General features: G+C 67.2%; 20 protein-coding genes. 15 read left to right on the forward strand and 5 right to left on the reverse strand.

Going from position 1 to position 24,002, the window contains the following annotated elements:
• Nucleotides 1–17: 17 nt before the first annotated feature.
• The 3 genes from hpaD to ACUXVX_RS16170 all read left to right on the forward strand — a co-directional run bounded on the left by hpaD (nucleotide 18) and on the right by ACUXVX_RS16170 (nucleotide 3,458).
• Nucleotides 18–998, forward strand: a complete 981-nt coding sequence (gene hpaD / locus ACUXVX_RS16160) for a 3,4-dihydroxyphenylacetate 2,3-dioxygenase (RefSeq protein ID WP_446309097.1) — start codon at nucleotides 18–20, stop codon at nucleotides 996–998.
• Between the two features lie 95 nt (nucleotides 999–1,093).
• Nucleotides 1,094–2,548, forward strand: a complete 1,455-nt coding sequence (locus ACUXVX_RS16165; protein ID WP_446309098.1) for an NAD-dependent succinate-semialdehyde dehydrogenase — start codon at nucleotides 1,094–1,096, stop codon at nucleotides 2,546–2,548.
• Between the two features lie 52 nt (nucleotides 2,549–2,600).
• Nucleotides 2,601–3,458, forward strand: coding sequence for a fumarylacetoacetate hydrolase family protein (locus ACUXVX_RS16170; protein ID WP_446309099.1), 858 nt, complete (start codon nucleotides 2,601–2,603; stop codon nucleotides 3,456–3,458).
• Between the two features lie 23 nt (nucleotides 3,459–3,481).
• Here ACUXVX_RS16170 and ACUXVX_RS16175 read toward each other — a convergent pair whose 3' ends face one another.
• On the reverse strand, nucleotides 3,482–4,234 hold the full coding sequence (locus ACUXVX_RS16175) for a PaaX family transcriptional regulator C-terminal domain-containing protein (protein WP_446309100.1): 753 nt from the start codon (nucleotides 4,232–4,234) through the stop codon (nucleotides 3,482–3,484).
• A gap of 24 nt (nucleotides 4,235–4,258) precedes the next feature.
• Nucleotides 4,259–6,280, reverse strand: a complete 2,022-nt coding sequence (gene paaZ / locus ACUXVX_RS16180) for a phenylacetic acid degradation bifunctional protein PaaZ (protein WP_446309101.1) — start codon at nucleotides 6,278–6,280, stop codon at nucleotides 4,259–4,261.
• Between the two features lie 79 nt (nucleotides 6,281–6,359).
• Between paaZ and paaG the strand changes: the two genes are divergently transcribed.
• Genes paaG through ACUXVX_RS16200 form a run of 4 tightly spaced genes read left to right on the forward strand, consistent with a single transcriptional unit; the run spans nucleotide 6,360 to nucleotide 9,486 of the window.
• Entirely contained in the window at nucleotides 6,360–7,142 is a 783-nt protein-coding gene (gene paaG, locus ACUXVX_RS16185; protein ID WP_446309102.1) for a 2-(1,2-epoxy-1,2-dihydrophenyl)acetyl-CoA isomerase PaaG, read from the forward strand.
• Complete coding sequence (paaI, locus tag ACUXVX_RS16190) at nucleotides 7,139–7,576, forward strand: hydroxyphenylacetyl-CoA thioesterase PaaI (RefSeq protein WP_446309103.1); 438 nt, start codon at nucleotides 7,139–7,141, stop codon at nucleotides 7,574–7,576. The genes paaG and paaI overlap by 4 nt, the downstream gene beginning before the upstream one ends.
• A complete protein-coding gene (gene paaK / locus ACUXVX_RS16195) occupies nucleotides 7,573–8,874 on the forward strand; it encodes a phenylacetate--CoA ligase PaaK (RefSeq protein WP_446309104.1) in 1,302 nt (433 codons plus the stop codon). Before paaI ends, paaK begins: the two co-directional genes overlap by 4 nt.
• A gap of 3 nt (nucleotides 8,875–8,877) precedes the next feature.
• A complete protein-coding gene (locus tag ACUXVX_RS16200) occupies nucleotides 8,878–9,486 on the forward strand; it encodes a TetR/AcrR family transcriptional regulator (RefSeq protein ID WP_446309105.1) in 609 nt (202 codons plus the stop codon).
• Nucleotides 9,487–9,555: 69 nt separating this feature from the next.
• Here ACUXVX_RS16200 and ACUXVX_RS16205 read toward each other — a convergent pair whose 3' ends face one another.
• Nucleotides 9,556–11,016: a CRTAC1 family protein gene (locus ACUXVX_RS16205; protein ID WP_446311553.1), complete on the reverse strand. Its 1,461-nt coding sequence runs from the start codon at nucleotides 11,014–11,016 to the stop codon at nucleotides 9,556–9,558.
• Nucleotides 11,017–11,057: 41 nt separating this feature from the next.
• Nucleotides 11,058–12,329 (reverse strand): ROK family protein, encoded by a 1,272-nt coding sequence (locus ACUXVX_RS16210; protein WP_446309106.1) that lies wholly within the window; start codon nucleotides 12,327–12,329, stop codon nucleotides 11,058–11,060.
• Between the two features lie 236 nt (nucleotides 12,330–12,565).
• Here ACUXVX_RS16210 and ACUXVX_RS16215 point away from each other — a divergent pair, with 236 nt between their 5' ends.
• The 8 genes from ACUXVX_RS16215 to ACUXVX_RS16250 all read left to right on the forward strand — a co-directional run bounded on the left by ACUXVX_RS16215 (nucleotide 12,566) and on the right by ACUXVX_RS16250 (nucleotide 20,807).
• Complete coding sequence (locus ACUXVX_RS16215; RefSeq protein WP_446309107.1) at nucleotides 12,566–13,585, forward strand: substrate-binding domain-containing protein; 1,020 nt, start codon at nucleotides 12,566–12,568, stop codon at nucleotides 13,583–13,585.
• 89 nt (nucleotides 13,586–13,674) lie between these two features.
• Nucleotides 13,675–15,015, forward strand: coding sequence for a sugar ABC transporter permease (locus tag ACUXVX_RS16220; protein ID WP_446309108.1), 1,341 nt, complete (start codon nucleotides 13,675–13,677; stop codon nucleotides 15,013–15,015).
• Nucleotides 15,012–15,782 carry an ATP-binding cassette domain-containing protein gene (locus ACUXVX_RS16225; protein ID WP_222494299.1) on the forward strand — a complete coding sequence of 257 codons (771 nt, stop codon included), beginning with the start codon at nucleotides 15,012–15,014 and terminating at the stop codon, nucleotides 15,780–15,782. The genes ACUXVX_RS16220 and ACUXVX_RS16225 overlap by 4 nt, the downstream gene beginning before the upstream one ends.
• A 1-nt stretch (nucleotide 15,783) precedes the next feature.
• Nucleotides 15,784–17,223: a xylulokinase gene (xylB, locus tag ACUXVX_RS16230; RefSeq protein ID WP_446309109.1), complete on the forward strand. Its 1,440-nt coding sequence runs from the start codon at nucleotides 15,784–15,786 to the stop codon at nucleotides 17,221–17,223.
• A complete protein-coding gene (xylA, locus tag ACUXVX_RS16235; RefSeq protein WP_446311554.1) occupies nucleotides 17,220–18,524 on the forward strand; it encodes a xylose isomerase in 1,305 nt (434 codons plus the stop codon). The genes xylB and xylA overlap by 4 nt, the downstream gene beginning before the upstream one ends.
• 140 nt (nucleotides 18,525–18,664) lie before the next feature.
• The gene (locus ACUXVX_RS16240; RefSeq protein ID WP_222468568.1) at nucleotides 18,665–18,847 is read left to right on the forward strand and encodes a hypothetical protein; all 183 of its coding nucleotides are present in this window, start codon (nucleotides 18,665–18,667) and stop codon (nucleotides 18,845–18,847) included.
• A 77-nt stretch (nucleotides 18,848–18,924) separates the two neighbouring features.
• Nucleotides 18,925–20,154 carry an NAD(P)/FAD-dependent oxidoreductase gene (locus ACUXVX_RS16245; protein ID WP_446309110.1) on the forward strand — a complete coding sequence of 410 codons (1,230 nt, stop codon included), beginning with the start codon at nucleotides 18,925–18,927 and terminating at the stop codon, nucleotides 20,152–20,154.
• A 104-nt stretch (nucleotides 20,155–20,258) separates the two neighbouring features.
• Nucleotides 20,259–20,807, forward strand: coding sequence for a fasciclin domain-containing protein (locus ACUXVX_RS16250; RefSeq protein WP_222468567.1), 549 nt, complete (start codon nucleotides 20,259–20,261; stop codon nucleotides 20,805–20,807).
• A 98-nt stretch (nucleotides 20,808–20,905) separates the two neighbouring features.
• Here ACUXVX_RS16250 and ACUXVX_RS16255 read toward each other — a convergent pair whose 3' ends face one another.
• Entirely contained in the window at nucleotides 20,906–24,001 is a 3,096-nt protein-coding gene (locus ACUXVX_RS16255; RefSeq protein ID WP_446309111.1) for an efflux RND transporter permease subunit, read from the reverse strand.
• Between the last annotated feature and the right edge of the window lies 1 nt (nucleotide 24,002).

The raw sequence follows: 24,002 nt of genomic DNA on the forward strand, positions 1-24,002 counted from the left end.
CTGGGAGGAGACCCGCAATGCCCATTCCCGCACCCAACCTTTCGCCCGCCTTCAACATCCTGCGGCTCAGCCATGTCGAGCTGGTCGTGACCGACCTCGCCAAGAGCCGCGCCTTCTACGTGGACACGCTCGGCCTTCAGGTCACCGACGAAGACGCCGAGACCATCTACCTCCGGGCGATGGAAGAGCGCGGCCACCACTGCATCGTGCTGAAAAAGGGCACCGATCCGCGTGCCCGCGACCTGTCATTCAAGGTCTTCGATGACGAGCACCTCGACCGGGCCGAGCATTTCTTCCGCGAAAAGGGCCATGCGACCGAGTGGGTCGAGCGCCCCTACCAGTCGCGCACGTTCCGCACCCGCGACCCGCACGGGATCCCGCTGGAGTTCTACGCCCGGATGGACCGGCTCCCGCCGATCCACCAGCAATACAAGCTCTACCACGGGGTCAAACCGCTGCGGATCGACCACTTCAACTGCTTCTCGCCGGATGTGGATGCCTCGGTCGCCTTCTACAACGAGCTGGGCTTCCGGGTGACCGAATACACAGAGGATGAAGAGACCGGCCGCCTCTGGGCCGCCTGGTGCCACCGCAAGGGCGGCGTGCATGACATGGCCTTCACCAACGGCACCGGCCCGCGCCTGCACCACACCGCCTTCTGGGTGCCAACCCCGCTCAACATCATCGACCTGTTAGACCTGATGGCCACCACCGGCTGGGTCAAGAACATCGAGCGCGGCCCGGGCCGCCACGGCATCTCCAACGCCTTCTTCCTCTACATCCGCGACCCCGATGGCCACCGGATCGAGATCTACTGCTCCGATTACCAGACGGTGGACCCCGATCTCGAGCCGATCAAATGGGATCTCAAGGACCCTCAACGCCAGACCCTGTGGGGCGCCCCGGCCCCGAAGAGCTGGTTCGAGGAAGGCTCGCTCTTTGAAGGGGCAGAGCCGGTTCCGGCCACCCTCGCCGCACAACCCATCGTCGCTCCGTAAGACCGCGGGGATTGTCGCCGCCGCGGGGTGCAGGGATTGCCGCCCCGTACCAAGGCACTACAGTCCGCCCCAACGGACAACACGGAGGACCGACCATGTCGATGCCAAAGCTGAACGACCCCGAACTGCTGAAAGAGGCCTGCCTCGTTGCGGGCAAATGGGTGCCTGCGGGCGCGGATGCCATCGAGGTGACCAACCCCTCCACCGGCGAGGTGATCGGCCGGGTGCCCAAGCTCGGCGCGAAGGAAACCGACGAGGCCATCGAGGCCGCCCGCATCGCGCAAAAGCCCTGGGCCGCGCGCACCGCCGAAGACCGCGCCAATGTGCTGATGAAGTGGCACGACCTGATGATGGCCGCGCAAGATGACCTCGGCGCGATCATGACCGCCGAACAGGGCAAGCCGCTGGCCGAGGCCAAGGGCGAGGTCGCCTATGGCGCCTCCTTCATCAAGTGGTTCGCCGAGGAGTGCCGCCGCACCAATGGCGAGGTGATCCCCGGCCACCAGCCCGACAAGCGGATCGTGGTGCTCAAGCAGCCTGTGGGCGTTGTGGCGGCGATCACGCCGTGGAACTTCCCCAACGCGATGATCACCCGCAAGGCCGGCCCGGCGCTGGGCGCGGGCTGCGCGATGGTGCTGAAACCCGCCTCCCAGACCCCCTTCTCCGCCATCGCTCTCGGCGTGCTGGCCGAACGCGCCGGCCTGCCGCTGGAGCTCTTCTCCATCCTCACAGGCTCGGCTTCGGCCATCGGCGGCGCCATGACCGCCTCGCAAACCGTCCGCGCCCTCACCTTCACCGGCTCGACAGAAGTGGGCGCCAAGCTCTACGAGCAATGCGCCCCCACCATCAAGAAACTCGGGCTGGAATTGGGCGGCAACGCGCCCTTCCTGGTGTTTGACGATGCCGATGTGGATGCGGCGGTGGAAGGCGCGGTGATCGCCAAGTTCCGCAACAACGGCCAGACCTGCGTCTGCGCCAACCGGATTTACGTGCAGTCGGGCGTCTATGACGAGTTCGCCGAGAAGCTGGCCAAGAAAGTCAGCACGATGAAGACCGGCGACGGCTTCGACGAGGGCGTCAACTTCGGCCCGCTGATCGACGAGGCCGGGCTGGAGAAGGTCCGCGACCACGTCGAAGACGCAAAGTCCAAGGGTGCCAAAGTGATCCTCGGCGGCGAGGCGCATGAAAAGGGCGGCACCTTCTGGCAGCCCACTGTGCTCACCGGCGTCGACACCTCGATGAAAGTCACGACCGAAGAGACCTTCGGCCCCGTCGCCCCCCTCTTCAAGTTCGAGACCGAGGAGGAGGCCGTTGAGGCCGCCAATGCCACCGAATTCGGCCTTGCGAGCTACTTCTACGCCCGCGACCTCTCCCGCGTCTGGCGCGTCTCCGAGGCGCTGGATTACGGCATGGTCGGCATCAACACCGGCCTGATCTCCACCGCCGTCGCCCCCTTCGGCGGGGTCAAGCACTCCGGCCTCGGCCGCGAGGGCTCGTCCCACGGCATGGAGGAGTTCATGGAGCTGAAATACCTCTGCATGGACGTCTGAAACCGATCTGTCGGGTGGGTGAAATCACCGCCCACCCCACAAAGGAGCCCGCATGACCCGCCTCGCCACCGTGACCTGCCACGCCACCGGAGACACCCTCTGGGGCACCATCAGCGATGAGGGCTTCACCGCCCTCTCCCCGCATCACGTCACCTACCCGACCCTTCGGGAGGTGATCGAGGCGGGCGCGCTGGAGAAGATGGCGGCGGAGGCGGGGCCGGTCACCCACGGGCCGGGCGAGTTTTCGTACCAGATTCCGATCCCTTCGCCCGAGAAGATCATCTGCGTCGGGGTCAACTTTCCCGACCGGAACGCCGAGTACAAAGACGGCAAGGAGGCGCCGCCCAAGCCCTCGCTCTTCATCCGCTTCCCGCGCAGCTTCACCGGCCACGGGCAACCGCTGATCCGCCCGCCGGAAACGCCGCAACTGGACTACGAGGGCGAGATCGCCGTGGTGATCGGCAAGGGGGGCCGCCGGATTGCGCAGGAAGATGCACTCAGCCACATCGCCGCCCTGACGCTGTGCAACGAAGGCACCCTGCGCGACTGGGTGCGCCACGCCAAATTCAACGTCACCCAAGGCAAGAACTGGGATAGTTCCGGCGCCATGGGCCCCTGGCTGGTGCCCTTCACCGATGACGCCCAGATCACCAACGCCGACCTCGAAACCCGCGTGAACGGCGAGCTGCGCCAGCAGGACAACACGGCGCGGATGATCTTCCCGGTCGCCTACCAGATCGCCTACATCAGCACCTTCACCACGCTGGTGCCGGGCGACATCATCGTGTCCGGCACCCCCACCGGCGCGGGCGCGCGGTTCGATCCGCCGAAGTTCCTGAAGCCCGGAGATGTCGTCGAGGTCACCAGCCCCGGCCTCGGCACTTTGCGCAACGAGGTGCAGGACGCTTAGGGTGGGCAATCTGCCCACCACTGCTAAACCTCGCCAACCTCCGGCCTTGGCAGTGCCGCCAAGAGGCTCACCACGAGGCTCCGGCAGCGCTCGCCGGCCCAGCCGTCGGGCATAAAGCGGGGCGGCACCTGCGGCGCCTTCAGTACTACCCGGCGCCACGAATGCACCACCAGCGCCCGCAGCGCGGCCACCTCTAGCGGCGCCAGCCCCTCGGGCACCCGCACGGCAGCCAGCGCCTGCTCCAGCCGCGCGGCCTCGTCGAAAAGCTCTTCAGAACAAAGCCTTGACTGTACCCAGCCCGGCATAGCCTCAACCCGCCCGGCGGCGAACTCCGGCCCCGGCGCGGGCGACAGAACGGCACTGGTGGTGAGTTGAACCTCGCCCGGCCCGGCCTCTACCGGCCCGTCCGAGAGCGCCAGAAACCACAGCTCCGGCCCCTCGGCGCGGGCGGCATAGATCCTCGGCGCGGCCGCCTCAGACCCGGCCCTCCCGGCCTCGGTCAGCCGATGCACCGCGCCCCGCCCGGCCTTGCGGCTCTCGATCCAGCCTTCCTTGCGCAGCCGATGCAGCGCCACGCGCATCGCCTCGGGCTTCACCGCCATCGCCGCCATGATCCGCCCCAGCGCCGCGCCCTCGATCTCGGCCCCCTCGGCGCGGGCCAGATCCCCGAAGACGGTGACGATGAGCGACCACACCCGGTGCTCGCCGGGCCTCAATGGCGCGGCGGCCGCGAGGAATTCGGGCGATAGGTCAGTGGCTTCGGGGGCGGCGCTCATGCGGGCAGCATAGCGCCGCGCCGCTCACCCCGCCACCATCGTCAGCAGCTCGTATTCGGCCACCGTTGCGCCCTCCTGCTGCAGGATCTCCACCGCCCAACGCACCTCGCCATGCTCCGCGGTGCGCCGCTTCTTGGCCGCCACGGTGAGCCGCACGCGGATGCTGTCTCCCGGCACGACAGGTTGCATAAATGCAAGCCGCTCGAGCCCGGTATTGGCCAGCACCGGCCCTTCCTCGGGGTCCACGAAAAGCCCGGCTGCAAAGCTCAGGAGCAAGTAACCATGGGCCACCCGCCCGGGGAAGAAGGGGTTCCGCGCGGCGGCCTCCTCATCCATATGGGCGTAGAAGGTATCTCCGGTGAACTCGGCGAAATGTTCGATATCTGCTAGGGTGATCTCGCGGGCCTTGGTCTCAAGAACCTGACCGACCTCCAGATCACCATAAGCCCGGCGGAACGGATGGCCCTCGGAAGCCACCTCCGGCGCGCCCTTTACCTGCACGCCGCTCACCGCGCGCAGCATTTCGGGCGACCCCTGCACCGCGGTGCGCTGCATGTAGTGTTTCACCGCCCGGATGCCGCCCAGCTCCTCGCCGCCGCCCGCGCGGCCCGGCCCGCCGTGGACCATATGCGGCATCGGCGCGCCGTGGCCGGTGCTCTCCTTCATCGACACCCGGTCGTTCAGGTAAACCCGCCCGTGCCACGCCGCGAGGCCCATCACCGCCTGCTGCGCCACTGCCAGATCATGGGTGATGACCGAGGCGACCAGCGAACCTTCGCCCCGCGCCGCGATCTCGCAGGCGTGGGCCATGTCGCGGTAGCCCATCACCGTGCTGACCGGCCCGAAAGCTTCGGTGTCATGCACGCGGCTCACCGCATCCGGATCAGCGCGGAAGAGATGCGGCGCCACGAATGCTCCGCCCGTTGCCCGCTCGCCAACCGGCGTGAAGCCCTCCATGCCGCCGTAAACCAGCTCTGCCTCCGAGCCAATAATCGCCGCCTTTTCAAGCACATCCGCCGCCTGCCCCGCGCTCACCAGCGCGCCCATTCGCACACCCTCCTCGCGCGGGTCGCCCACCGTGGTTTTGGCCAGCCGGGCCGAGATTGCCTCGATCACCGCCTCCACCCGCGCCTCGGGCACGAGGATGCGCCGGATCGCGGTGCATTTCTGCCCGGCTTTCGCGGTCATCTCGCGGTGGACCTCTTTCACGAAGAGGTCGAACTCCGGGCTGTCCGGCCCCGCGTCCGGTCCGAGAATCGAGGCGTTGAGGCTGTCCTGCTCCGCCGTGAATCGCACCGAGTTGCGCAGGATCGCGGGGGTGCCGCGCAGCTTCAGCGCGGTGTCTGCCGAGCCGGTGAAGGTCACCACATCTTGCGTGCCGAGCCTGTCCAGCGTGTCGCCGAGGCCCCCCGTCACCAGTTGCACCGCACCCTCAGGCAGCACGCCGCTTTCCAGCATCATCCGCACACAGGCCTCGGTAACATGGGCGGTTGCCGTGGCCGGTTTGACCACAGCCGGCATGCCCGCCAGCAGGCAGGGCGCGAGCTTTTCGAGCATGCCCCAGACCGGGAAGTTGAAGGCGTTGATATGCACCGCAACCCCCTGAAGCGGCACGCAAATATGCCGCCCGCCAAATGTGCCCGCCTTGCCGAAAAACTCTACCTCCCCGTCCAGCAGCGGCCCCTCCTCGGGCAACTCCTTCACCCCTTTCGAGGCGTAGACGAAGAGCGTGCCTATGCCACCATCCACGTCGATCATGTGGTCCACGGCGGTGCCGCCGGTGGTGTAGCTCAGCTCGTAGAGCGCCTCCTTCTGGCCCGACAGATGCAGCGCCAGCGCCTTCAGCATCTTCGCCCGCGCCTTGAAGCCCATCGCCCGCAGCACCGGCCCGCCCACGTTGCGGCCGTGGTCCAGCATCGCGCCCGCATCCAGCGCCGCATTGCCCGCGCGACCAATCCGCTCACCGGTGATCGCGTCAAAGATGTCCCGCGCGCCCGCACCGGGGGCCATCCACGCGCCGCCCACATAGCTGCCAACTTCGATCATGCTGAAATCCTCCCTGTTGCGCGAATTAATTGACCAACCGGACGGTTTATGCAAACGATTCCGCCGGGAGGACTGCAAAATGAGCGAAACGATACGGGTGGAGTCTCACGGCGATTGGGTGGAGATCACCCTCAACCGGCCGGAAAAACTCAACAGTTTCAATGAAGAGATGCATATGGCGCTACGGGCTGCGTTGGGTGGCGCGGCGCAGGCCCGCGCGGTGCTGGTCACCGGCGCAGGCCGCGGTTTTTGCGCCGGGCAAGACCTTGGCGACCGCGACCCCGCCAAGATGGAGGGCACGCCCGACCTCTCGCAGACCCTCACGAATTTCTACAACCCTCTGGTCCGCCAGATCCGCGCCCTGCCCTGCCCGGTGATCTGCGCCGTCAACGGCGTGGCGGCGGGCGCCGGGGCCAACGTGGCGCTGGCCTGCGATATCGTGCTCGCCGCGCAGTCTGCCAAGTTCATCCAGAGCTTCGGCAAGATCGGTCTCGTGCCGGATTCCGGCGGCACATGGAGCCTCCCCCATCTCGTCGGCATGGCCCGCGCCAAGGCCCTCGCCCTCACCGCCGAACCGCTGCCCGCCGAAACAGCCGCCGATTGGGGTCTGATCTGGAAGGCGCTGCCCGATGAGGCACTGATGCCCGAGGCCCGCGCACTTGCCGAGAAGCTCGCCAAAGGCCCGACCCACGGCCTTGGCCAGATCAAGCAGGCCCTCCACGCCGCACCGGGCAACACGATGGACGAGCAGCTCGACCTTGAAGCCGCCACCCAGAAGCTCTGCGGCGCGCACCCCGATTATGCCGAAGGCGTCGCCGCCTTCCTGCAAAAGCGCGAGCCCAAGTTCGGGGCAAAGTCATGACCCCCGAGGCACGCGCGGCGCAATCGGCTGCGGTGATGTGGTCGCAGGATGCCGCCTCCAAGTGGCTCGGGATGGAGCTTGGCACGGTCACCGAGGGCGCGGCCACGCTCACCCTCACGGTCGCGCCGCACCACTGCAACGGCCACGGCATCTGCCACGGCGGCATCATATTTGCGCTGGCCGATTCTGCCTTCGCCTTCGCCTGCAACAGCCGCAACCAGTCCACCGTGGCCCAGCAGAACCAGATCACCTACCTCGCCCCGGGCCGCCTTGGCGAGACCCTCACGGCAACCGCCAATGAGACCTCCCTGCAAGGCCGCACCGGCCTCACAGATGTGACCGTCACCGGCGAGAAGGGCCGCGTGATCGCCCAGTTCCGCGGCCTCTCCCGCGCCATCCCCGGCACGCTCTTCGACGAAGGAGCCGACCAATGATCGACCTCACCCCGCCCCGCGATACGCTCGACCCCATCGAGGTCGCCTCCCGCGACGAGATCGAGGCGCTGCAACTGGAGCGCCTGAAGTGGTCGCTCACCCATGCCTACGAGAATGTGCCGTTCTACCGGGCCAAGTTCGATGCGGCGGGCGTTCACCCCGATGACCTGAAGAGCCTGAAAGACCTCGCGAAATTCCCCTTCACGGTCAAATCCGACCTGCGCGACAATTACCCCTTCGGCCTCTTCGCCGTGCCGCGCGCGCAGATCAGCCGGCTGCATGCCTCTTCCGGCACCACCGGCAAGCCCACGGTCGTGGGCTATACTGCGAAAGACATCGACACATGGGCCACCGTCGTCGCCCGCTCGATCCGCGCCAGCGGCGGCAAGCCGGGCGATATCATCCACGTGGCCTATGGCTACGGCCTCTTCACCGGCGGGCTGGGCGCGCATTACGGGGCCGAGAAGCTGGGCTGCACCGTGGTCCCTGTATCCGGCGGAATGACCGAGCGGCAGGTGACGCTCATCGAGGATTTCCGGCCCTCGGTCATCATGGTCACCCCCTCCTACATGCTCTCGATCCTCGACCAGTATCGCGCCGCCGGGCTGGACCCGGCGCAAAGCCCGCTGAAGGTGGGCATCTTCGGCGCCGAGCCCTGGACCAACGCGATGCGGCAGGAAATTGAACAAGCGTTCAACATGCATGCCGTTGATATCTATGGGCTATCGGAGGTCATCGGCCCCGGCGTGGCGAACGAATGTGTAGAAACCAAGGATGGGCTGCACATTTGGGAAGATCACTTCTACCCTGAGATCATCAACCCCGAGACAGGCCAGCCGGTGGAAGACGGCGAGCTGGGCGAGCTGGTCTTCACCACGCTCACCAAGGAAGGCATGCCGATCATCCGCTACCGCACCCGCGACCTGACCCGCCTGCTGCCCGGCACTGCCCGCTCGATGCGGCGGATGGAGAAGGTGACGGGCCGCAGCGATGACATGATCATCCTGCGCGGCGTCAACGTCTTCCCGACCCAGATCGAGGAGCAACTGCTGAAGTGCAAGGGCCTCGCCCCACACTTCCAGATCGAGCTGACGCGCGAGGGGAGGATGGATGCGCTCACCGTCCATTGCGAGCACTTGGGCGAGGCGGGGTCTGCCGGGGCGTCGGCCAAGGAGCTGGCGCATCACATCAAATCGGTCGTCGGCATCACCGCGCGGATCGAGGTGCATGAGCCGGAGGGCGTCGCCCGCTCGCAGGGCAAGGCGCAGCGGGTGGTCGACAACCGCCCGAAAGGCTGAGCCATGGCCCGCCCCATCGCCGCAGACCACGAGGAAAAGCGCGAGCACATCCTGCTCACCGCCGCCCGCGTCTTTGCGACAAGCGGCTATGACCGCGCCTCGATGGCCGAGGTGGCGCGGGCCTGCGGCATCTCCAAGGCTTTGATCTACCACTACTACGAGAGCAAGGAGGCGCTGCTCTTTGGCATTCTCGACGTGCATCTGAAGCGCCTGCGCGACCGCATCCGCGCGGTGGAGGCCGAAGAGGCCGAGGCCCGGCCCCGGCTGGTGGCGATGCTCCGGGTGATCCTGCGCGATTACGAGGGCGCCGACCACAAGCACCAGCTCCAGATGAACGCGCTGGCGACCCTGCCGGAGGAGAGCCAGGCGGTGCTGAAGGACTACCAGCGCGACATGGTGCGTCGGGTCTCTGCCGCGCTGGCGGCGCTGGCCCCGGCGGATCTGGCGGCGAGCAAGGCGCGGATGCGCGATGTCACCATGTCGGTCTTCGGGATGCTGAACTGGTTCCACATGTGGCAGCCCCGCGCGACACCGCAGGAGCGCGATGACTATGCGGCGATGGTGGCCGGGCTGGCGCTGGACGGGTTGGCCGGGGTGCAGGTGGCGCCGTAGCGCGGTGGGGGTTTTGCACCCCCACACCCCCGCAGGATATTTGCAGCAAGAAAATGAACAGGGCGCCGCTTACCGGGCCTGCCAGTCCTCGCCGGGATAGGTGACACGGTAGGTTTGTCCGGCGGTGAGCGTCACCCACGGGCCAATGGTGCCGTCCGGCCAGATCACCCGCGCCTCGCCGTTCTCCGTCGCCCCCAGGCCGAAGTGGAGCGGCATCAGTTGCGCGCCCGCGTGGCCGCCGCCGAGGGTCCGCTCCTGGGCCTCGGTCCGGTCGCCCGCCCGCAGCTCGACCCATGCGCCCACGGCGTTGCGGTTGGCCCCGGCCTGCACCGGGTCGATCGCCAGCCAGTTGCCGGTGCCTTCGGTCACGTTGCGCCACAGCTCCATCGGCGCGCGGCGGTTGATGACCACGATGTCGAGCCGCCCGTCGCCGTCGAGATCGGCCAGCGCCCCGCCCCGTGAGCGGTGCGGCGAGGCGACGCCGGCCTCTGCGGCGACCTCGTGAAACCGGCCATCCGCCCCTTGCATCAGCAGGTTGTTGGGGTCGTCCATCGCCATGCCTGGCATCTGGTCGACATTGCCCTTGGTCATGAACAGATCAGTGAAACCGTCGTTGTCGACATCGCCGAATTCGGCATGCCAGCCGGTGCTCGGGCGGCCATCCTGCCCGGTGTGCGGGCGGGCGGCGGTGGTGCCGCTCTCGTAGGGCGCGCGCACGTAGCCGGTGCCATCCCACTCCATCAGCACCTGATCGCCCATCGAGGTGAGCATCACCTCGGGGCGGCCATCGCCGGTCAGGTCGCGGCTGGCGATGCCCATGCCCCAGATCGAGACCGGCTCGAACCCCTCCGCCTCGGCCAGCAGGCGCGGCGTGGGGTCGAAGCGCCACATCTGCTCGGTGCCGCCCGACACGTAGTAATGCCGGTCGTTGGAGATGCGCAGATCCTGCGCGCCGCGGCGAGCCCAGTCGGAAAAGAGGATCGAGAGCGCGCAGAAGCCCGGCTCCAGCACGGTGACTTCGCCATAGCCCTCGCCCTCAGGGCGATAAAGGTGGTTCACGTCGCAGGCCTCGAAGGGGCCATCCGGGTCATCCCGGTTGACGTAATTGCCGAAGGCCAGCGTGGGCCAGCTTTCGCCCTCCTCCCATGTGGCCGAGAAGGCAGTGCTCCAGCGGTCGCCGCCGTCAAAGCCCCAGCCTGCTGGTTCAAAACCGCAATCGCCGGTGCCGCGCAGGATGCGGTTTTCGCCCACACGGGTGAGCACGATGTCGGTCAGCCCGTCGCTGTCGATGTCGATCGGGAAGGCCCCGGTGACGCCGGTGATCTTGGGGAGAGTGCCGGGCGTGAAGGCCATGCCGCCACCGTTCAAAAAGAGCCGCGCCGGAGAGGCGCCCCCGGCGGCCACGATCTCGGGCAGCCCGTCGCCAGAGCAATCGAACACCGCCACGCCGCCGCCGACGAAATGCTCCCAACCACCCTCGTAGAAATGGTCCACCGGCAGCTCCACCGGCGTGAAGCGCGGCTCGGCCATGGCCGGGCCGGCGGCCAGCGCCGCCACAAGAGCATGCCGGATCACGCCGTGGCCCGCCCCGCCAGCTTGCCTGCGGCGACCTCGAGCGCCAGCGCCGCTGCGCCCCGCGCCCAGACCAGATCGCCCCATGCGTTCACCGCCACATCGGGCGCCTTGCGGCCCCGGCCCACGATCAGCCCCTGCATCTCGCGCATCACCTCCTCCGCGTAGAGGTATTGATACTGCATCCGCTCGCCCGAGAGGATGATCAGCGACGGGTCGAACAGGTTGATCACATTGGCCAGACCGGCGGCCATGTATCGGCCCGCCCGGCGGAAGATGCTGCGCGCGCCCTCGTTGCCCGCCTTCGCCCGGTCATGCAGGCTTTCCAGCACCATCTGGGGCGAAAGCTGCAAGCGGCTGTCGAGTTCCAGCGCGGTATGGGCCTCGCGCACGAGGGCATAGTCTGAGGTATAGGCTTCGAGGCAGCCGCGCTGGCCGCATCGGCAGAGCGCGCCGTCGAGTTGCACCTTGGTGTGGCCCAGCTCCAGCGCCAGCGAATGGGCCCCACGGTAAAGCCCTTGCCCCAGAACCAGCCCCATGCCGACGCCCTGCTCGATGGAGACCACGGCAAAGTCGCGCGCCATCCGGCCGCGACCGAACCAGAGTTCGGCCAGGGTGAGCAGGTTGGTGTCATTGTCGATGAAGGCGGGGATGCCCAGCGCCTCGGTCAGCTTCTCGGCCAGCGGCACGCCCTCGCCTTCCAGCACCGACGACCAGAGCACCCGGCCCTCAGGGTGGTCGATCAGGCCCGGCAGCCCTGCGCCCAGCGCGATCACCTTGCGCTCAGAAACTTCGGCCCGCCGCGTGACCTCGCGCACAAGCTCGCCGGTCTCGGCCAGCACCGCCTTCAGCGAGCGGGCCTGCGAGGGCCGGGAGAGCGTGGCGGAGGCCAGAGTGGTGCCGGCCATGTCGGTCAGCACGGCGGTGTGCTTGAACTCGGCGATCTTTACGCCCACCACGTAGCCCGCCCCGCCGCGCACCCGCAGCGCCACCGGCGGGCGGCCCCGTGCGCCGGGCCGCGCGGTGCCCTCGACCTCTTCGACCAGCTCCGCACCGATCAGTTCCGAGACGACTGCCGTCACCGTGGCCGGGCTGACATCGAGCACGCGGGCCAACTCGACCCGCGGGATCTGCCCGGCGCTGCGAATCCGCTCGTAGGCCAGCTGCCTGAGCGGTGCGGCACTCTCGGGCGGCGCGCCAAAGTAGACCGGCCCGCATCCTGCGAGCTCGGCCCCATCGTCCACGCCCTGATGTGTCAGATCGAGCTGCATTGCTTTACATTATCAAGTTAATCTTCTCTCCCTGCCTTTGATCTAGCCACATTCATGGCGCTTCGCGCAAGGAGTTAATCACAAATCAAGTAGTTACCGTGTGAAGCACCGTTTTCGCCGAAATATTTATTTTGACAACAAAACTAAAGATCGCCACTCTTGCCCTGCCCGGACGAAAGAGTCGGGTGCCTTGCCATGCCTCCGGGCAGGCTGGGCTGGACCCTTGGGAGGACATCATGAAAAAGACCCTCATCGCCGCCGCCATGGCGTCGGCCGCCTTTGCCGCACCCGCTTTCGCCCAGACCGTGGGCGTCTCCTGGTCGAACTTCCAGGAAGAACGCTGGAAGACCGACGAAGCCGCCATCAAGGCCGCGCTCGAAGCCGCCGGTGCCACCTACATCTCCGCCGACGCGCAGGCCTCTGCCGCCAAGCAGCTGACGGATGTGGAATCGCTCATCACCCAGGGCGCCGATGCGCTCATCATCCTCGCGATGGACAAGGACGCCATCGGCCCGGCGATCGACGCCGCGGACGCCGAGGGCATTCCGGTCATCGGCTACGACCGCCTGATCGAGGATGACCGCACCTTCTACATCACCTTCGACAACAAGGGCGTTGGCTCGATCATCGCACAAGAGGTGACCGCCGCTCAGCCCGAGGGCAACATCGCCATCATCAAGGGCGACAAGGGCGACCCCAACGCGCTCTTCCTGCTCGAAGGCATGATGGAAGTGATCGGCGCCGACGTGGAAGCCGGCAAGCTCACCATCGCCTGCGAAACCTTCACCGACGGCTGGAAGCCCGACAACGCCCAGAAGAACATGGAGCAGTGCCTCACCTCCACCGGCAACGACATTCAGGCCGTGCTGGCCGAGAATGACGGCATGGCCGGCGGCGTGATCGCCGCTCTGGCCGCTCAGGGCCTCGACGGTATCCCGGTTGGCGGGCAGGACGGCGACCTCGCCGCCATCAACCGCGTCGCCCGCGGCACCCAGACCGTTTCGGTCTGGAAAGACAGCCGCCAGCTCGGCAAGGCCGCCGGCGAAATTGCCGTGGCTCTGGCCGGTGGCACCGCGATGGCCGATGTCGACGGGTCCGAAAAGTGGTCCGGCGGTGAGAAGGGCGTCGAGATGAACGCCATCTTCCTCGCCCCCACCCCGATCACCAAGGCCAACATCGGAGAGGCCATCGACGCAGGCCACATCTCCAAGGAGCAGGCCTGCGAAGGCGCGATGGACGGCGTGAACGGCTGCTGAGCCAGACGCGATAACAACCGCCCCGGCACCCTTCGCGGCGCCGGGGCACCCCTGCCCCACGCGGGCACCGCCTTTTTGGGGAGGAAGGCATGAGCAGCGACACCACCGACATTCCGGCCGAGATCGATCCGGCCAACCAGCCGCACCACACCACCCGTGGCCTCCGTGGCTTTCTCGACGCCACCGAGCTTGATACCCGCCTGCTGGGTATGGTCGGCGCACTGGCGCTGATCTGGGTGGGCTTCCACCTCTACGGCGCGCTGGTCAACGGCTTCGGCGCCTTCCTCACCCCCCGCAACCTCTGGAACCTCTCGGTCCAGACCTCCTCCATTGGCATCATGGCCTGCGGCATGGTGCTGGTCATTATCACCCGCCACATCGACCTCTCGGTCGGCTCGATCCTCGGCTTCTGCGCCATCTCGATGGGCGTGATCCAGGTGGATGTGCTGCCCGCATGGCTCGGCCTCGGTCACCCGATGATCTGGGTCATCGCCGCGCTTTGTGGCATCGCGCTCGGCGCGGTGATCGGCAGCTTCCACGGCTTCCTCATCGCCTACGGCAAGATCCCGGCCTTCATCGTCACCCTCGGCGGCCTGCTGGTCTGGCGCGGCGCGGCCTTCCTCGTGGCGCGCGGCGAAACCATCTCGCCGGTCGACAGCACCTTCGCCCTGCTCGGCGGCGGTCCCTATGGCTCCATCGGGGCCACCGGCAGCTGGATCGTCGGCCTCGTCGCCTGCGCTGCCATCGTCGGCCTGCTGCTCTGGGGCCGCCGCCAGCGCCGCAAGTTCCACTTTCCGTTGCGCCCGGTCTGGGCCGAATGGTTTCTCGGCCTGCTCGGCTGCGGCCTCGTCATCGGCGCGGTGCTGCTGGTCAACGCCTACCCCTGGCCGCGCGGGATCGTCCGCCGCTACGCCGAGGCCGAGGGCATCACCGTTCCCGATGGCGGCCTCTTCATCAGCCACGGCTTTGCCATCCCGGTGCTGATCCTTCTGGCCGTCGCTATCGCCATGACCATCCTGATGACGATGACCCGCTTCGGCCGCTACGTCTACGCCATCGGCGGCAACCCCGAGGCGGCAGAACTCGCGGGCATCAACTCCCGCCTGATGACGGTCAAGATCTTCTCGATCATGGGCGGCCTCGCAGGCCTCTCCGCCGTGGTCGCCTCCGCCCGTCTCAACTCCGCCACCAACTCGCTGGGCACGCTTGATGAGCTCTACGTCATCGCCTCGGCGGTGATCGGCGGCACCTCGCTCGCAGGCGGCGTCGGCACCATCTACGGCGCCATCCTCGGCGCGCTTGTCATGCAGTCGCTCCAGACCGGCATGGTGCTCATCGGCTTCGACGCCGCGATCCAGCAGGTCGTCGTCGGCTCGGTGCTGGTGCTCGCCGTCTTCCTCGACATCCTCTACCGGGGGAAATCCAAATGACCGATCAAACACCCCTCGTTGAGATGAAGGATATCTGCATCTCCTTCGGCGGCATCCATGCCGTGGATCACGTGAGCATCAACCTCTACCCCGGCGAAGTGGTCGGCCTGCTCGGCCACAACGGCGCGGGCAAGTCGACGCTCATCAAGATCCTCTCCGGCGCGTATCAGATGGACAGCGGCGAAATCCGGATCAACGGCGAGAAGGCGACCATCGAAAGCCCCCGCGACGCCCGGCGCTACAACATCGAGACGATCTACCAGACCCTCGCTCTGGCCGACAATCTCGACGCCGCCGCCAACCTCTTTCTGGGCCGCGAGCTGACCACGCCGCTCGGCTTTGTCGATGACGCCCAACAAGAGGCCGAGACCCGCAAGATAATGGCGCGGCTCAACCCCAACTTCAAAAAGCATAAGGAGCCGGTCTCCGCGCTTTCCGGCGGTCAGCGCCAATCGGTCGCCATCGCCCGCGCGGTCTACTTCAAGGCCCGCATCCTGATCATGGACGAGCCGACGGCGGCGCTTGGCGTACATGAAACCCAGATGGTCGCCGACCTCATTCAGGAGCTGAAGAAGCAGGGCCTCGGCATCTTCCTCATCAGCCACGACACCCGCGAGATGATGGACCTCTGCGACCGCGTCTCGGTGATGAAGAACGGCAAGGTCGTGGGCACCGAGCGGGTCGAGGACGTGACCGAAGATGACATCCTGTCGATGATCATTCTCGGCAAAAACCCCCTCCGCGAGGGTGCAGAGGAGCCTGCGTAACATGTTCCTCGGGCTCGATCTCGGCACATCCGGCCTCAAGGCCGTGCTCATTGACGATGCGCAAAACGTGGTCGGCGAGGCACATGCCCCGCTCACCGTGCAGCGCCCCCACCCCGGCTGGTCGGAGCAATCGCCCGCCGACTGGCTCTCGGCCACCGAGAAGGCGCTGGATACGCTGGCTTCCCGCCACTCGCTGGCGAAGGTGCAGGGCATCGGCCTCTCCGGCCAGATGCACGGCGCGGTCTGCGTCGATGCCGCCGACGAGGTGCTGCGCCCGGCGATCCTGTGGAACGACACGCGCTCCGCCCATGAGGCCGCCGCGCTCGATGCCGACGCGAGCTTCCGCGCGATCTCCGGCAACATTGTCTTCCCCGGCTTCACCGCGCCCAAGATCCACTGGATGGCCGCCCACGAGCCTGTCCTGCGTGAGCGCATCGCCCGCGTCTTCCTGCCCAAAGACTACCTGCGCTACTGGCTCACCGGCGAGGCGGTTTCGGAAATGTCCGACGCCTCCGGCACGAGCTGGCTCGATACCGGCGCCCGCGACTGGTCCGACGCGTTGCTGGAGGCCTCCGGCCTGACCCGCGCCCAGATGCCCGGCCTTGTTGAAGGCTCCGCCCCCTCCGGCACCCTCCGCGCCGAGCTGGCCACCCGCTGGGGCATGGGCTCCGGCGTGGTCGTGGCGGGCGGCGGCGGCGACAATGCCTGTTCGGCGGTCGGCGTCGGCGTGGTCGGCAAGGGGCAGGCCTTCGTCAGCCTTGGCACCTCCGGCGTGCTGCTGGCGGCGACCGAAAGCTACGCGCCCGCGCCCGAAACCTCGGTGCATACCTTCTGCCACTCGCTGCCTGGCATCTGGCACCAGATGGGGGTGATCCTCGCCGCGACGGATGCGCTGGAATGGTACGCCCGCCTCACCGGCTCCCCCGCCGCGCAGCTCACCTCCGAGCTTGGCCCGCTCAAGGCCCCCGGCCGCGCCCTCTTCCTGCCCTACCTCGGCGGCGAGCGGACCCCGCACAATGACGCGGCAATTCGCGGCTCGCTCACCGGCATTGAGCATGTGACCGATCTGGATGCCGGCACCCGCGCCGTGCTCGAAGGTGTCACCCACGCCATCCGCGACTGCCATGATGCCCTCGCCGCCACCGGCACGCATTACGACAGCATCCTCGCCGTCGGCGGCGGCTCCCGCTCCGATTACTGGCTCTCGGCCATCGCCACCTCGCTCGGCGTGCCGGTCGAGATCCCGGTCGCGGGCGACTTCGGCGGGGCCTACGGCGCCGCCCGCCTCGCCCTCATGGCCGCCACCGGGGCCGGGCCGGAGGTGGCCAAGCGCCCCGAGATCGCCCGCGTGATCCAGCCCGAGGCGGCGCTGCAAGACGCCTTCGCCGAGGCCCACACCCGCTACCAGAAAACCTACAAAGCCCTGAAAGGCCTGAGCTGATGTCCTACTTCGCCGGTATCGAAGCCGCAAAATACGAAGGCCCCGAAAGCCTCAACCCGCTCGCCTTCCGCCACTACGACCCCACCGAGATGCTGGGCGACAAGACCCTCGAAGAGCACCTGCGCTTCGCCGTCGCCTGGTGGCACAGCTTCGCCTGGGAGGGCGGCGACCCCTTCGGCGGCCGCACCTTCGACCGCCCGTGGTTCGGCTCCGAGATGGAGAAGGCCAAGGCCAAGGCCGATGCGGCCTTCGACCTCTTCGCCATCCTCGGCCAGCCCTACTTCTGCTTCCACGATGTCGATATCCGGCCCGAGGGCGCGGGCTTTGCCGAGAACACGGCGAACCTCGAAGAGATGGTCGATTACATCGGCACCAAGATGGAGAGCGCGAAGACCAAGCTGCTCTGGGGCACCGCCAACCTCTTCTCGCACCGCCGCTTCATGTCGGGCGCGGCCACCAACCCCGATCCGGATGTCTTTGCCTTCTCCGCCGCCACGCTGAAAACCTGCATCGACGCAACGGCGAAACTGGGCGGTGAGAACTATGTGCTCTGGGGCGGCCGCGAGGGCTATGAGACCCTGCTGAACACCGACCTCAAGCGTGAGCGCGAGCAGGCCGGGCGGATGCTCTCGATGGTTGTCGATTACGCGAAGAAGATCGGCTTCAAAGGCACCATCCTCATCGAGCCGAAGCCGCAGGAGCCGACCAAGCACCAATACGATTACGACGTCGCCACGGTCTACGGCTTCCTGAAGGATTTCGGGCTCGAAGGCGAGGTGAAGGTGAACATCGAGCAAGGCCACGCCATCCTCGCTGGCCACAGCTTCGAGCATGAGCTGGCCCTCGCCGCCTCGCTCGGCATCCTCGGCTCCATCGACATGAACCGGAATGACTATCAGTCCGGCTGGGACACCGACCAGTTCCCCGTCTCCCTCCGCGAAACCACCCTCGCCTACTACGAGATCCTCAAGGCAGGCGGCTTCACCACCGGCGGCACCAACTTCGACGCCAAGCTGCGCCGCCAGTCGCTGGACCCCGAAGACCTCGTCGCCGCCCATATCGGCGGCATGGATATCTGCGCCCTCGGCCTGAAGAAGGCCCACGCGATGATCGAGGAAGGCTCGCTGCAAGCCGCGCTCGACTCCCGCTATGCCGATTGGAACGACCCTTCCAACAAGGCGATGCTCTCCAGCGACCTCGCTGCCATTGCAGAGCGTGTGGCGAAAGAGGGCATCAACCCCGAGCCGCGCTCCGGCAAGCAGGAGAAGCTGGAGAACCTCGTCAGCCGCTTCGTCGCCTGACCGGCCCGGCCTCCCGACGGCCTTTCCTTCTCTTCGCCCTGGTCCTCACCGGGGCGAACACGCCTCGACGGGCGGAAGAGCCACACCCTTGCAATAGGTCCGATCCGGCCCTACCTTGAGACTCCAAGGAGGACCCTGCGATGACCGACAAGACCCCCGATCAAGCTCCCGACACCAGCCTCAAACACATGACCGAAGCCGCCAAGCGCCAGGACACCGAAGGCGCGCACCCGGCCACCAAAGCCGCCCTGCGCCGCCCCACCGCCCACGGCGAGGCCCGCCCGGCGCAATATGCCCGGATCGAGCGGGGCCACACGGCCTGACGCATGGCGCCTGAGGCGCAAAGCCTCTTGCCACTGCGCGCATTTCGCTCAATGTCTCCGGGCAACCCCCTGCCCGGATGACCACGATGACCCAACGCCCCGCCCGCTCCAGCTACGATGTCGTCATCATCGGCGGCGCGGTGATCGGGGCCTCGGTCGCATGGCACCTCGCCACCTCGCCGGACTTCACCGGCACGGTGCTGGTGATCGAGCGTGACCCGAGCTTCAAGACCTCCTCCACCGCTCTCTCCTCCTCCTCGATCCGGGTGCAGTTCTCCCACGCAACCAATGTGGCCATGTCGCTCCATGCCGGGCAGGTGATCGCCGACTGGCCGGAAGTCATGGGCAGCGGCAGTGACAAGCCCAGCCTCGGCTACCACCCGGGCGGCTACCTGTTTCTCGCCGACACGCCCGCGCAGGAGGCCGAGCTTCGGGCCAACCATGCGGTGCAGCGAGCAGTCGGGGCCGATGTGTCGCTCTGGTCGCCGGAGGAACTTGGTGCCGCCTTCCCGCATCTGCACACCACCGACATCCGCCTCGCGTCCTATGGCCACTCCGGCGAGGGTTGGTTCGACTCGGCGATGATGATGCAGGGCTACCGCGCCCGCGCGCGCGACAACGGGGCCGAGTTGCTGACCGGCGAGGTGACCGGCCTCACCCGGACCGGCCACCGCATCACCCATGTCGCCCTCGCCAGCGGCGAGACCATCGCGGCCGGCCATGTCGTCAACGCCTCCGGCCCGCGCGCCGCGCTCACCGCCCACATGGCCGGGCTGCACATTCCGGTCGAGCCGCGCAAACGCACCAGCTTCGTCTTCGACTGCGCCCAAAGCCCCGAGGGCAGCGCCAAGGTCAACGCGGGCCGCCTGCCGCTGATGATCGACCCCTCCGGCATCTACGTGCGGCCAGAGGGCCGCTACTTTCTGACCGGCTGCGCCCCGCCCGTCGACACGGCGGCCGATTTCGATGACTTCGAGCCGCGCCATCAGGACTTTGAAGAAATCATCTGGCCCGCCCTCGCCGCCCGCTCCACCGCCTTCGAGGCGCTGAAGGTCGTCAACTGCTGGGCCGGGCATTATGCGATGAACACGCTCGACCATAACCTCGTCGTCGGCCCCTCGGAGGAGGTGGAAAACTTCCACTTCGCCAACGGCTTCTCCGGCCACGGGCTGCAACAGGCCCCCGCCGTCGGGCGCGGTCTGGCAGAGCTGATCACCCACGGGCGCTACACCTCGCTCGACCTCGCGCCGATGGGCTACGCCCGCATCGCCGCCGCCGCACGGCAGCTCGAAACCGCGGTGATCTGAGCCGCCCCGCCGTTTTTTGTGCCCGGCGGTGAAACTTTGCGCGTCCGCCCCCCGTGTCTCTCCTCAAGGGCATCCCGCCCAGACACCAACAGGAAGGACATCTCATGCTTCGCACACTGACCCTCGCCGCCACCGCCGCCGCTCTCACCACCGGCGCCGCCATGGCCGCCAACCCCACCGTCGGCGGCGCGCCCATGCTGGTCGAGCGCAACATCGTCGAGAACGCCGTGAACTCGCCGATCCACACCACTCTGGTGGCCGCCGTCAAGCAGGCCGGCCTTGTCGATACGCTGGCCTCCGAGGGCCCCTTCACCGTGTTCGCCCCGACCGATGCCGCCTTTGCGATGGTCACGCCGGAATCGCTGAACGCGCTCATGCAGCCCGGCGCCAAGAAGCAGCTGACCGAGATCCTCACCTGCCACGTGGTCGGCGCCAAGGCGATGTCCACCGCCATCGCCGGGATGATCGCCGATGACGGCGGCATGCACCCCGTGCCCACGCTGGGCGGCTGCACGCTGCAAGCCAAGATGACCGGCGGCAAGATCACCCTGACCGACGAGAACGGCCGCATGGCCACCGTCACCGTTGCCGATGTGGAGCAGTCCAACGGCGTGATCCACGTGATCGACCGCGTGATGCTTCCCAAGCAGTAAGCCGCGCGACAAAAAACACATAAGCCCGCCGCTCTTCGCGGCGGGCTTTTTTGTGGGCACGGCACGGGGCGGCTGACCCGCCCCGCCAAGCGCAAGCCTCAGGCCGCTGCGGCCTTGGCCGCTTTGGCGGCCTTCCGCTCCGCCTTGCGCCGCTTCGCATCTTCCCGCCGCGCGCGGGGGAAGAAGCTGTAGTAGAACACCGGCGCTGCCACGAGGGTGAGGATCGAGGCAAAGCCGAGGCCGCCCATGATCGTCACCGCCATCGAGGCGAAGAAGGCATCCGAGAGCAGCGGGATCATCCCGAGGATCGTGGTCGCCGCCGCCAGGACCACCGGCCGCAGGCGGGAGGTCGAGGCATCCAGCACCGCCTTGCGGAAGGGCACGCCCTCGGCGCGCACAAGGTCGATTTCCTCGACCAGCACGATCCCGTTCTTGATCAGCATGCCAGAGAGCGAGAGCAGCCCGAGCAGCGCGGTGAAGGAGAACGGCAGGCCAGTGCCAAGCAGCCCGATCGCCACGCCGTTCACGCTCATTGGCACCAGCAGCCAGATGATCACCGGCTGGCGGATCTTGCCGAAGAGCAGCACCGAGATCAGCACCATGATGATGAGCGAGAGCGGCAGCTGCTTGCCAAGGCTCGCCTGCGCCTCGGTGGAGTTCTCGTATTCGCCGCCCCACTCCAGCACGTAGCCCTCCGGCAGCGGGATCCCTTCGATCACGCCGCGGATCTCGTTGAACACGCCCGAGGCGTTCACCCCGGCAGGCACGCCCGCGAGCACAGTGATCGTCGGCACCCGGTCGCGGCGCACGACGAAGGTGTTCTGCGCCTCCCAGTGGAAGCCATCGGTGATCTGCGCCACGGGGATATAGGCCCCCGCCGCCTCGGAATAGACAGGCAGGTCCACCAGATGCGCCGCACCCTCGCCCTGCGCACTGTCGGAGCGCATGATGATCGGGATCAGCCGGTCGCCCTCGCGGTAGTAGCCCACCTGGCTGCCGTCAGTGCCGACCTGAAGCGACTGCGCCAGATCCTCGCGCGAGACACCGGCCGCCTTGGCCCGCTCGTCGGCAAAGTCCGGCACGATCACCAACTCGCGCTCGCGCCAGTCGGTGCGCAGGTCCATCAACTGGTCCGATGCGCCCCGGAGCGCCGCCTCCGCTTGCTCTGCAAGGTCACGCAGCACCACCGGGTCCGGCCCGGAGAAGCGCGCGGCAATCGGCGCGCCGCCGCCGGGGCCGAAGGCCAGCCGCTCGGTGCGGAACTCGCCCGCCGTCAACGTGCCGCGCCCGAAGGCCTCCAGATCGGCGCGCAGCGGCGGGATCTGCTCAAGGCTTTCGGTTCGGATGATCAGGTGGCCATAGGTCGGCAGTGCCTCTTCCGGCGCGTAGGTCAGCATGAAGCGCGTCGCCCCGCCGCCGATGAAGGTGGCCACCGAGGTCACGTCATCCCGCTCCAGCAGCCACTCTTCGAGCACGCCCATGTCTTCCGAGACCTGATGGATGCTCGAGCCCTGCGGCAGCTTGTAATGCACGTAGAAGATTGGCGTGTTGCTGTCGGGGAAGAACTGCTGCTTCACCTGCCCGAAGCCGATGAAACAGAGCACCGTGATCCCGATCAGCGCCAGAATGACAAGGTGGCGCAGGGTGAGCGCCGCGCTCAGCACCGACCTATAGGCGCGGAACAGCGGGCCACCGTATTGGTCGGCGCCTTCGCCCGAACCCACCTTGAAGAAGTAATGCGCCAAGAGCGGCGTGGCGGTGATCGCCAGCACCCACGACAGCAGCAGCGAGATGCCGATGACAGCAAAGAGCGAGAACAGGAACTCGCCGGTGGCGTCGGGTGACAGCCCGATCCCGGCAAAGGCCATGATCCCGATCACCGTTGCGCCCAGAAGCGGCGTTTGCGTCTTGCTGGCCACGTCCTCGGCGGCATCGCGGGCGGATTTGCCCTGCGCCATGTCGCCCTGCATCCCCTCGGCCACCACGATGGCGTTATCGACCAGCATCCCCATCGCAATGATGAGAGCACCGAGCGAAATCCGCTCCATCTCGATCCCGAAGATCGCCATGAGGAAAATGGTGCCCACCACCGTCAGCAACAGCGTGGCGCCGACCACAACCGCCGCCCGCCAGCCCATGAAGAGCGCCAGCACGATCACCACGATCGCGACCGACATGGCAAGGTTCACCAGAAAGGCGTTGGAGGCTTCATCGACCACCACATGCTGCTGGTAAACCGGGTGCAGTTCCACCCCCGCAGGCACATCGCGCATAATCTCCGCAAGGCGCACATCCACCCGCTTGCCAACCTCCACGATGTTCAGGTCCGCCTTGCCGGCGACGCCCAGCGTAAAGGCCTCCTCGCCCTGAAAGCGGATGATCTCCGTCGGGTCGGTGACCCGCGCGCGCTCCACCGTGGCAAGGTCCAGCAGGTCGATCACATCGCCGCCCACGCCGATGGTGAGGTTGGCGATCTCGTCAACCGTGTCCGAGCCCTCGGGCGCCTGAATGCGAATGTCCTGCCCGTTCTGGGTGACCGATCCCGCAGGCGTGCGGCTGTCGGTGTTCGATAGGGCACCGGCAATCGCCTCGGCGCTGATGCCGAGGTTGGTGATGATCGAGGTGCGCGCATCCACGTATACCGCCTCGGCCGGAAGCCCGGCCACCGCCACATCTGCCACGCCCTCCACCGCCAGAAGCTCGCGGCGCAGGAACTCGGAAATCTCATGCACCTCGGCGTCGGTGAAGCCGGGGGCAGTGACCGCATAGAACACGCCGAACACATCGCCGAAGGTGTCATTCACGATCGGAGTGCCCGCCTCGGGCGGCAAGTTGCGCTGCGCATCCTCCACCCGATTGCGCAGCTTGGTCCAGATCGCGGGCAGCTCGGTGCCGTCATAGGTGCTCTCGATGTTCACCGAGATCCGGCTCACGCCCGGCTTGTTGGACGAGGTGATGAAGTCGATCTCGCCCATCTTCTGGATCTCGGATTCCAGCGGTTCCGAAACCTCCCGCGCCACCTGCTCGGCGCTGGCACCGGGATATTGCGTGATGATGATCGCGTTCTTGATGGTGAAGGCGGGGTCTTCGAGGCGGCCGATCGTGGCAAATCCCCAGATGCCGCCCAGCAGGCAGATCAGCATGAGGATCCAGGTGATCAGCGCCCGGTCGATGGAGGCGCGCGCAACAGACATG

It is taken from the genome of Vannielia sp. SX4 (assembly GCF_052828525.1).

Bases quoted from the DNA above. Each gene is read 5' to 3' on its own strand.
- xylB (WP_446309109.1), top strand. From the start codon at position 15,784: ATGTTCCTCGGGCTCGATCTCGGCACATCCGGCCTCAAGGCCGTGCTC.
- ACUXVX_RS16250 (WP_222468567.1), top strand. From the start codon at position 20,259: ATGCTTCGCACACTGACCCTCGCCGCCACCGCCGCCGCTCTCACCACC.
- ACUXVX_RS16165 (WP_446309098.1), top strand. From the start codon at position 1,094: ATGTCGATGCCAAAGCTGAACGACCCCGAACTGCTGAAAGAGGCCTGC.
- ACUXVX_RS16170 (WP_446309099.1), top strand. From the start codon at position 2,601: ATGACCCGCCTCGCCACCGTGACCTGCCACGCCACCGGAGACACCCTC.
- paaG (WP_446309102.1), top strand. From the start codon at position 6,360: ATGAGCGAAACGATACGGGTGGAGTCTCACGGCGATTGGGTGGAGATC.
- ACUXVX_RS16220 (WP_446309108.1), top strand. From the start codon at position 13,675: ATGAGCAGCGACACCACCGACATTCCGGCCGAGATCGATCCGGCCAAC.
- ACUXVX_RS16210 (WP_446309106.1), bottom strand. From the start codon at position 12,329: ATGCAGCTCGATCTGACACATCAGGGCGTGGACGATGGGGCCGAGCTC.
- paaK (WP_446309104.1), top strand. From the start codon at position 7,573: ATGATCGACCTCACCCCGCCCCGCGATACGCTCGACCCCATCGAGGTC.
- ACUXVX_RS16175 (WP_446309100.1), bottom strand. From the start codon at position 4,234: ATGAGCGCCGCCCCCGAAGCCACTGACCTATCGCCCGAATTCCTCGCG.
- ACUXVX_RS16240 (WP_222468568.1), top strand. From the start codon at position 18,665: ATGACCGACAAGACCCCCGATCAAGCTCCCGACACCAGCCTCAAACAC.
- ACUXVX_RS16245 (WP_446309110.1), top strand. From the start codon at position 18,925: ATGACCACGATGACCCAACGCCCCGCCCGCTCCAGCTACGATGTCGTC.
- ACUXVX_RS16205 (WP_446311553.1), bottom strand. From the start codon at position 11,016: ATGGCCGAGCCGCGCTTCACGCCGGTGGAGCTGCCGGTGGACCATTTC.
- ACUXVX_RS16215 (WP_446309107.1), top strand. From the start codon at position 12,566: ATGAAAAAGACCCTCATCGCCGCCGCCATGGCGTCGGCCGCCTTTGCC.
- hpaD (WP_446309097.1), top strand. From the start codon at position 18: ATGCCCATTCCCGCACCCAACCTTTCGCCCGCCTTCAACATCCTGCGG.
- paaZ (WP_446309101.1), bottom strand. From the start codon at position 6,280: ATGATCGAAGTTGGCAGCTATGTGGGCGGCGCGTGGATGGCCCCCGGT.
- ACUXVX_RS16225 (WP_222494299.1), top strand. From the start codon at position 15,012: ATGACCGATCAAACACCCCTCGTTGAGATGAAGGATATCTGCATCTCC.
- ACUXVX_RS16255 (WP_446309111.1), bottom strand. From the start codon at position 24,001: ATGTCTGTTGCGCGCGCCTCCATCGACCGGGCGCTGATCACCTGGATC.
- paaI (WP_446309103.1), top strand. From the start codon at position 7,139: ATGACCCCCGAGGCACGCGCGGCGCAATCGGCTGCGGTGATGTGGTCG.
- ACUXVX_RS16200 (WP_446309105.1), top strand. From the start codon at position 8,878: ATGGCCCGCCCCATCGCCGCAGACCACGAGGAAAAGCGCGAGCACATC.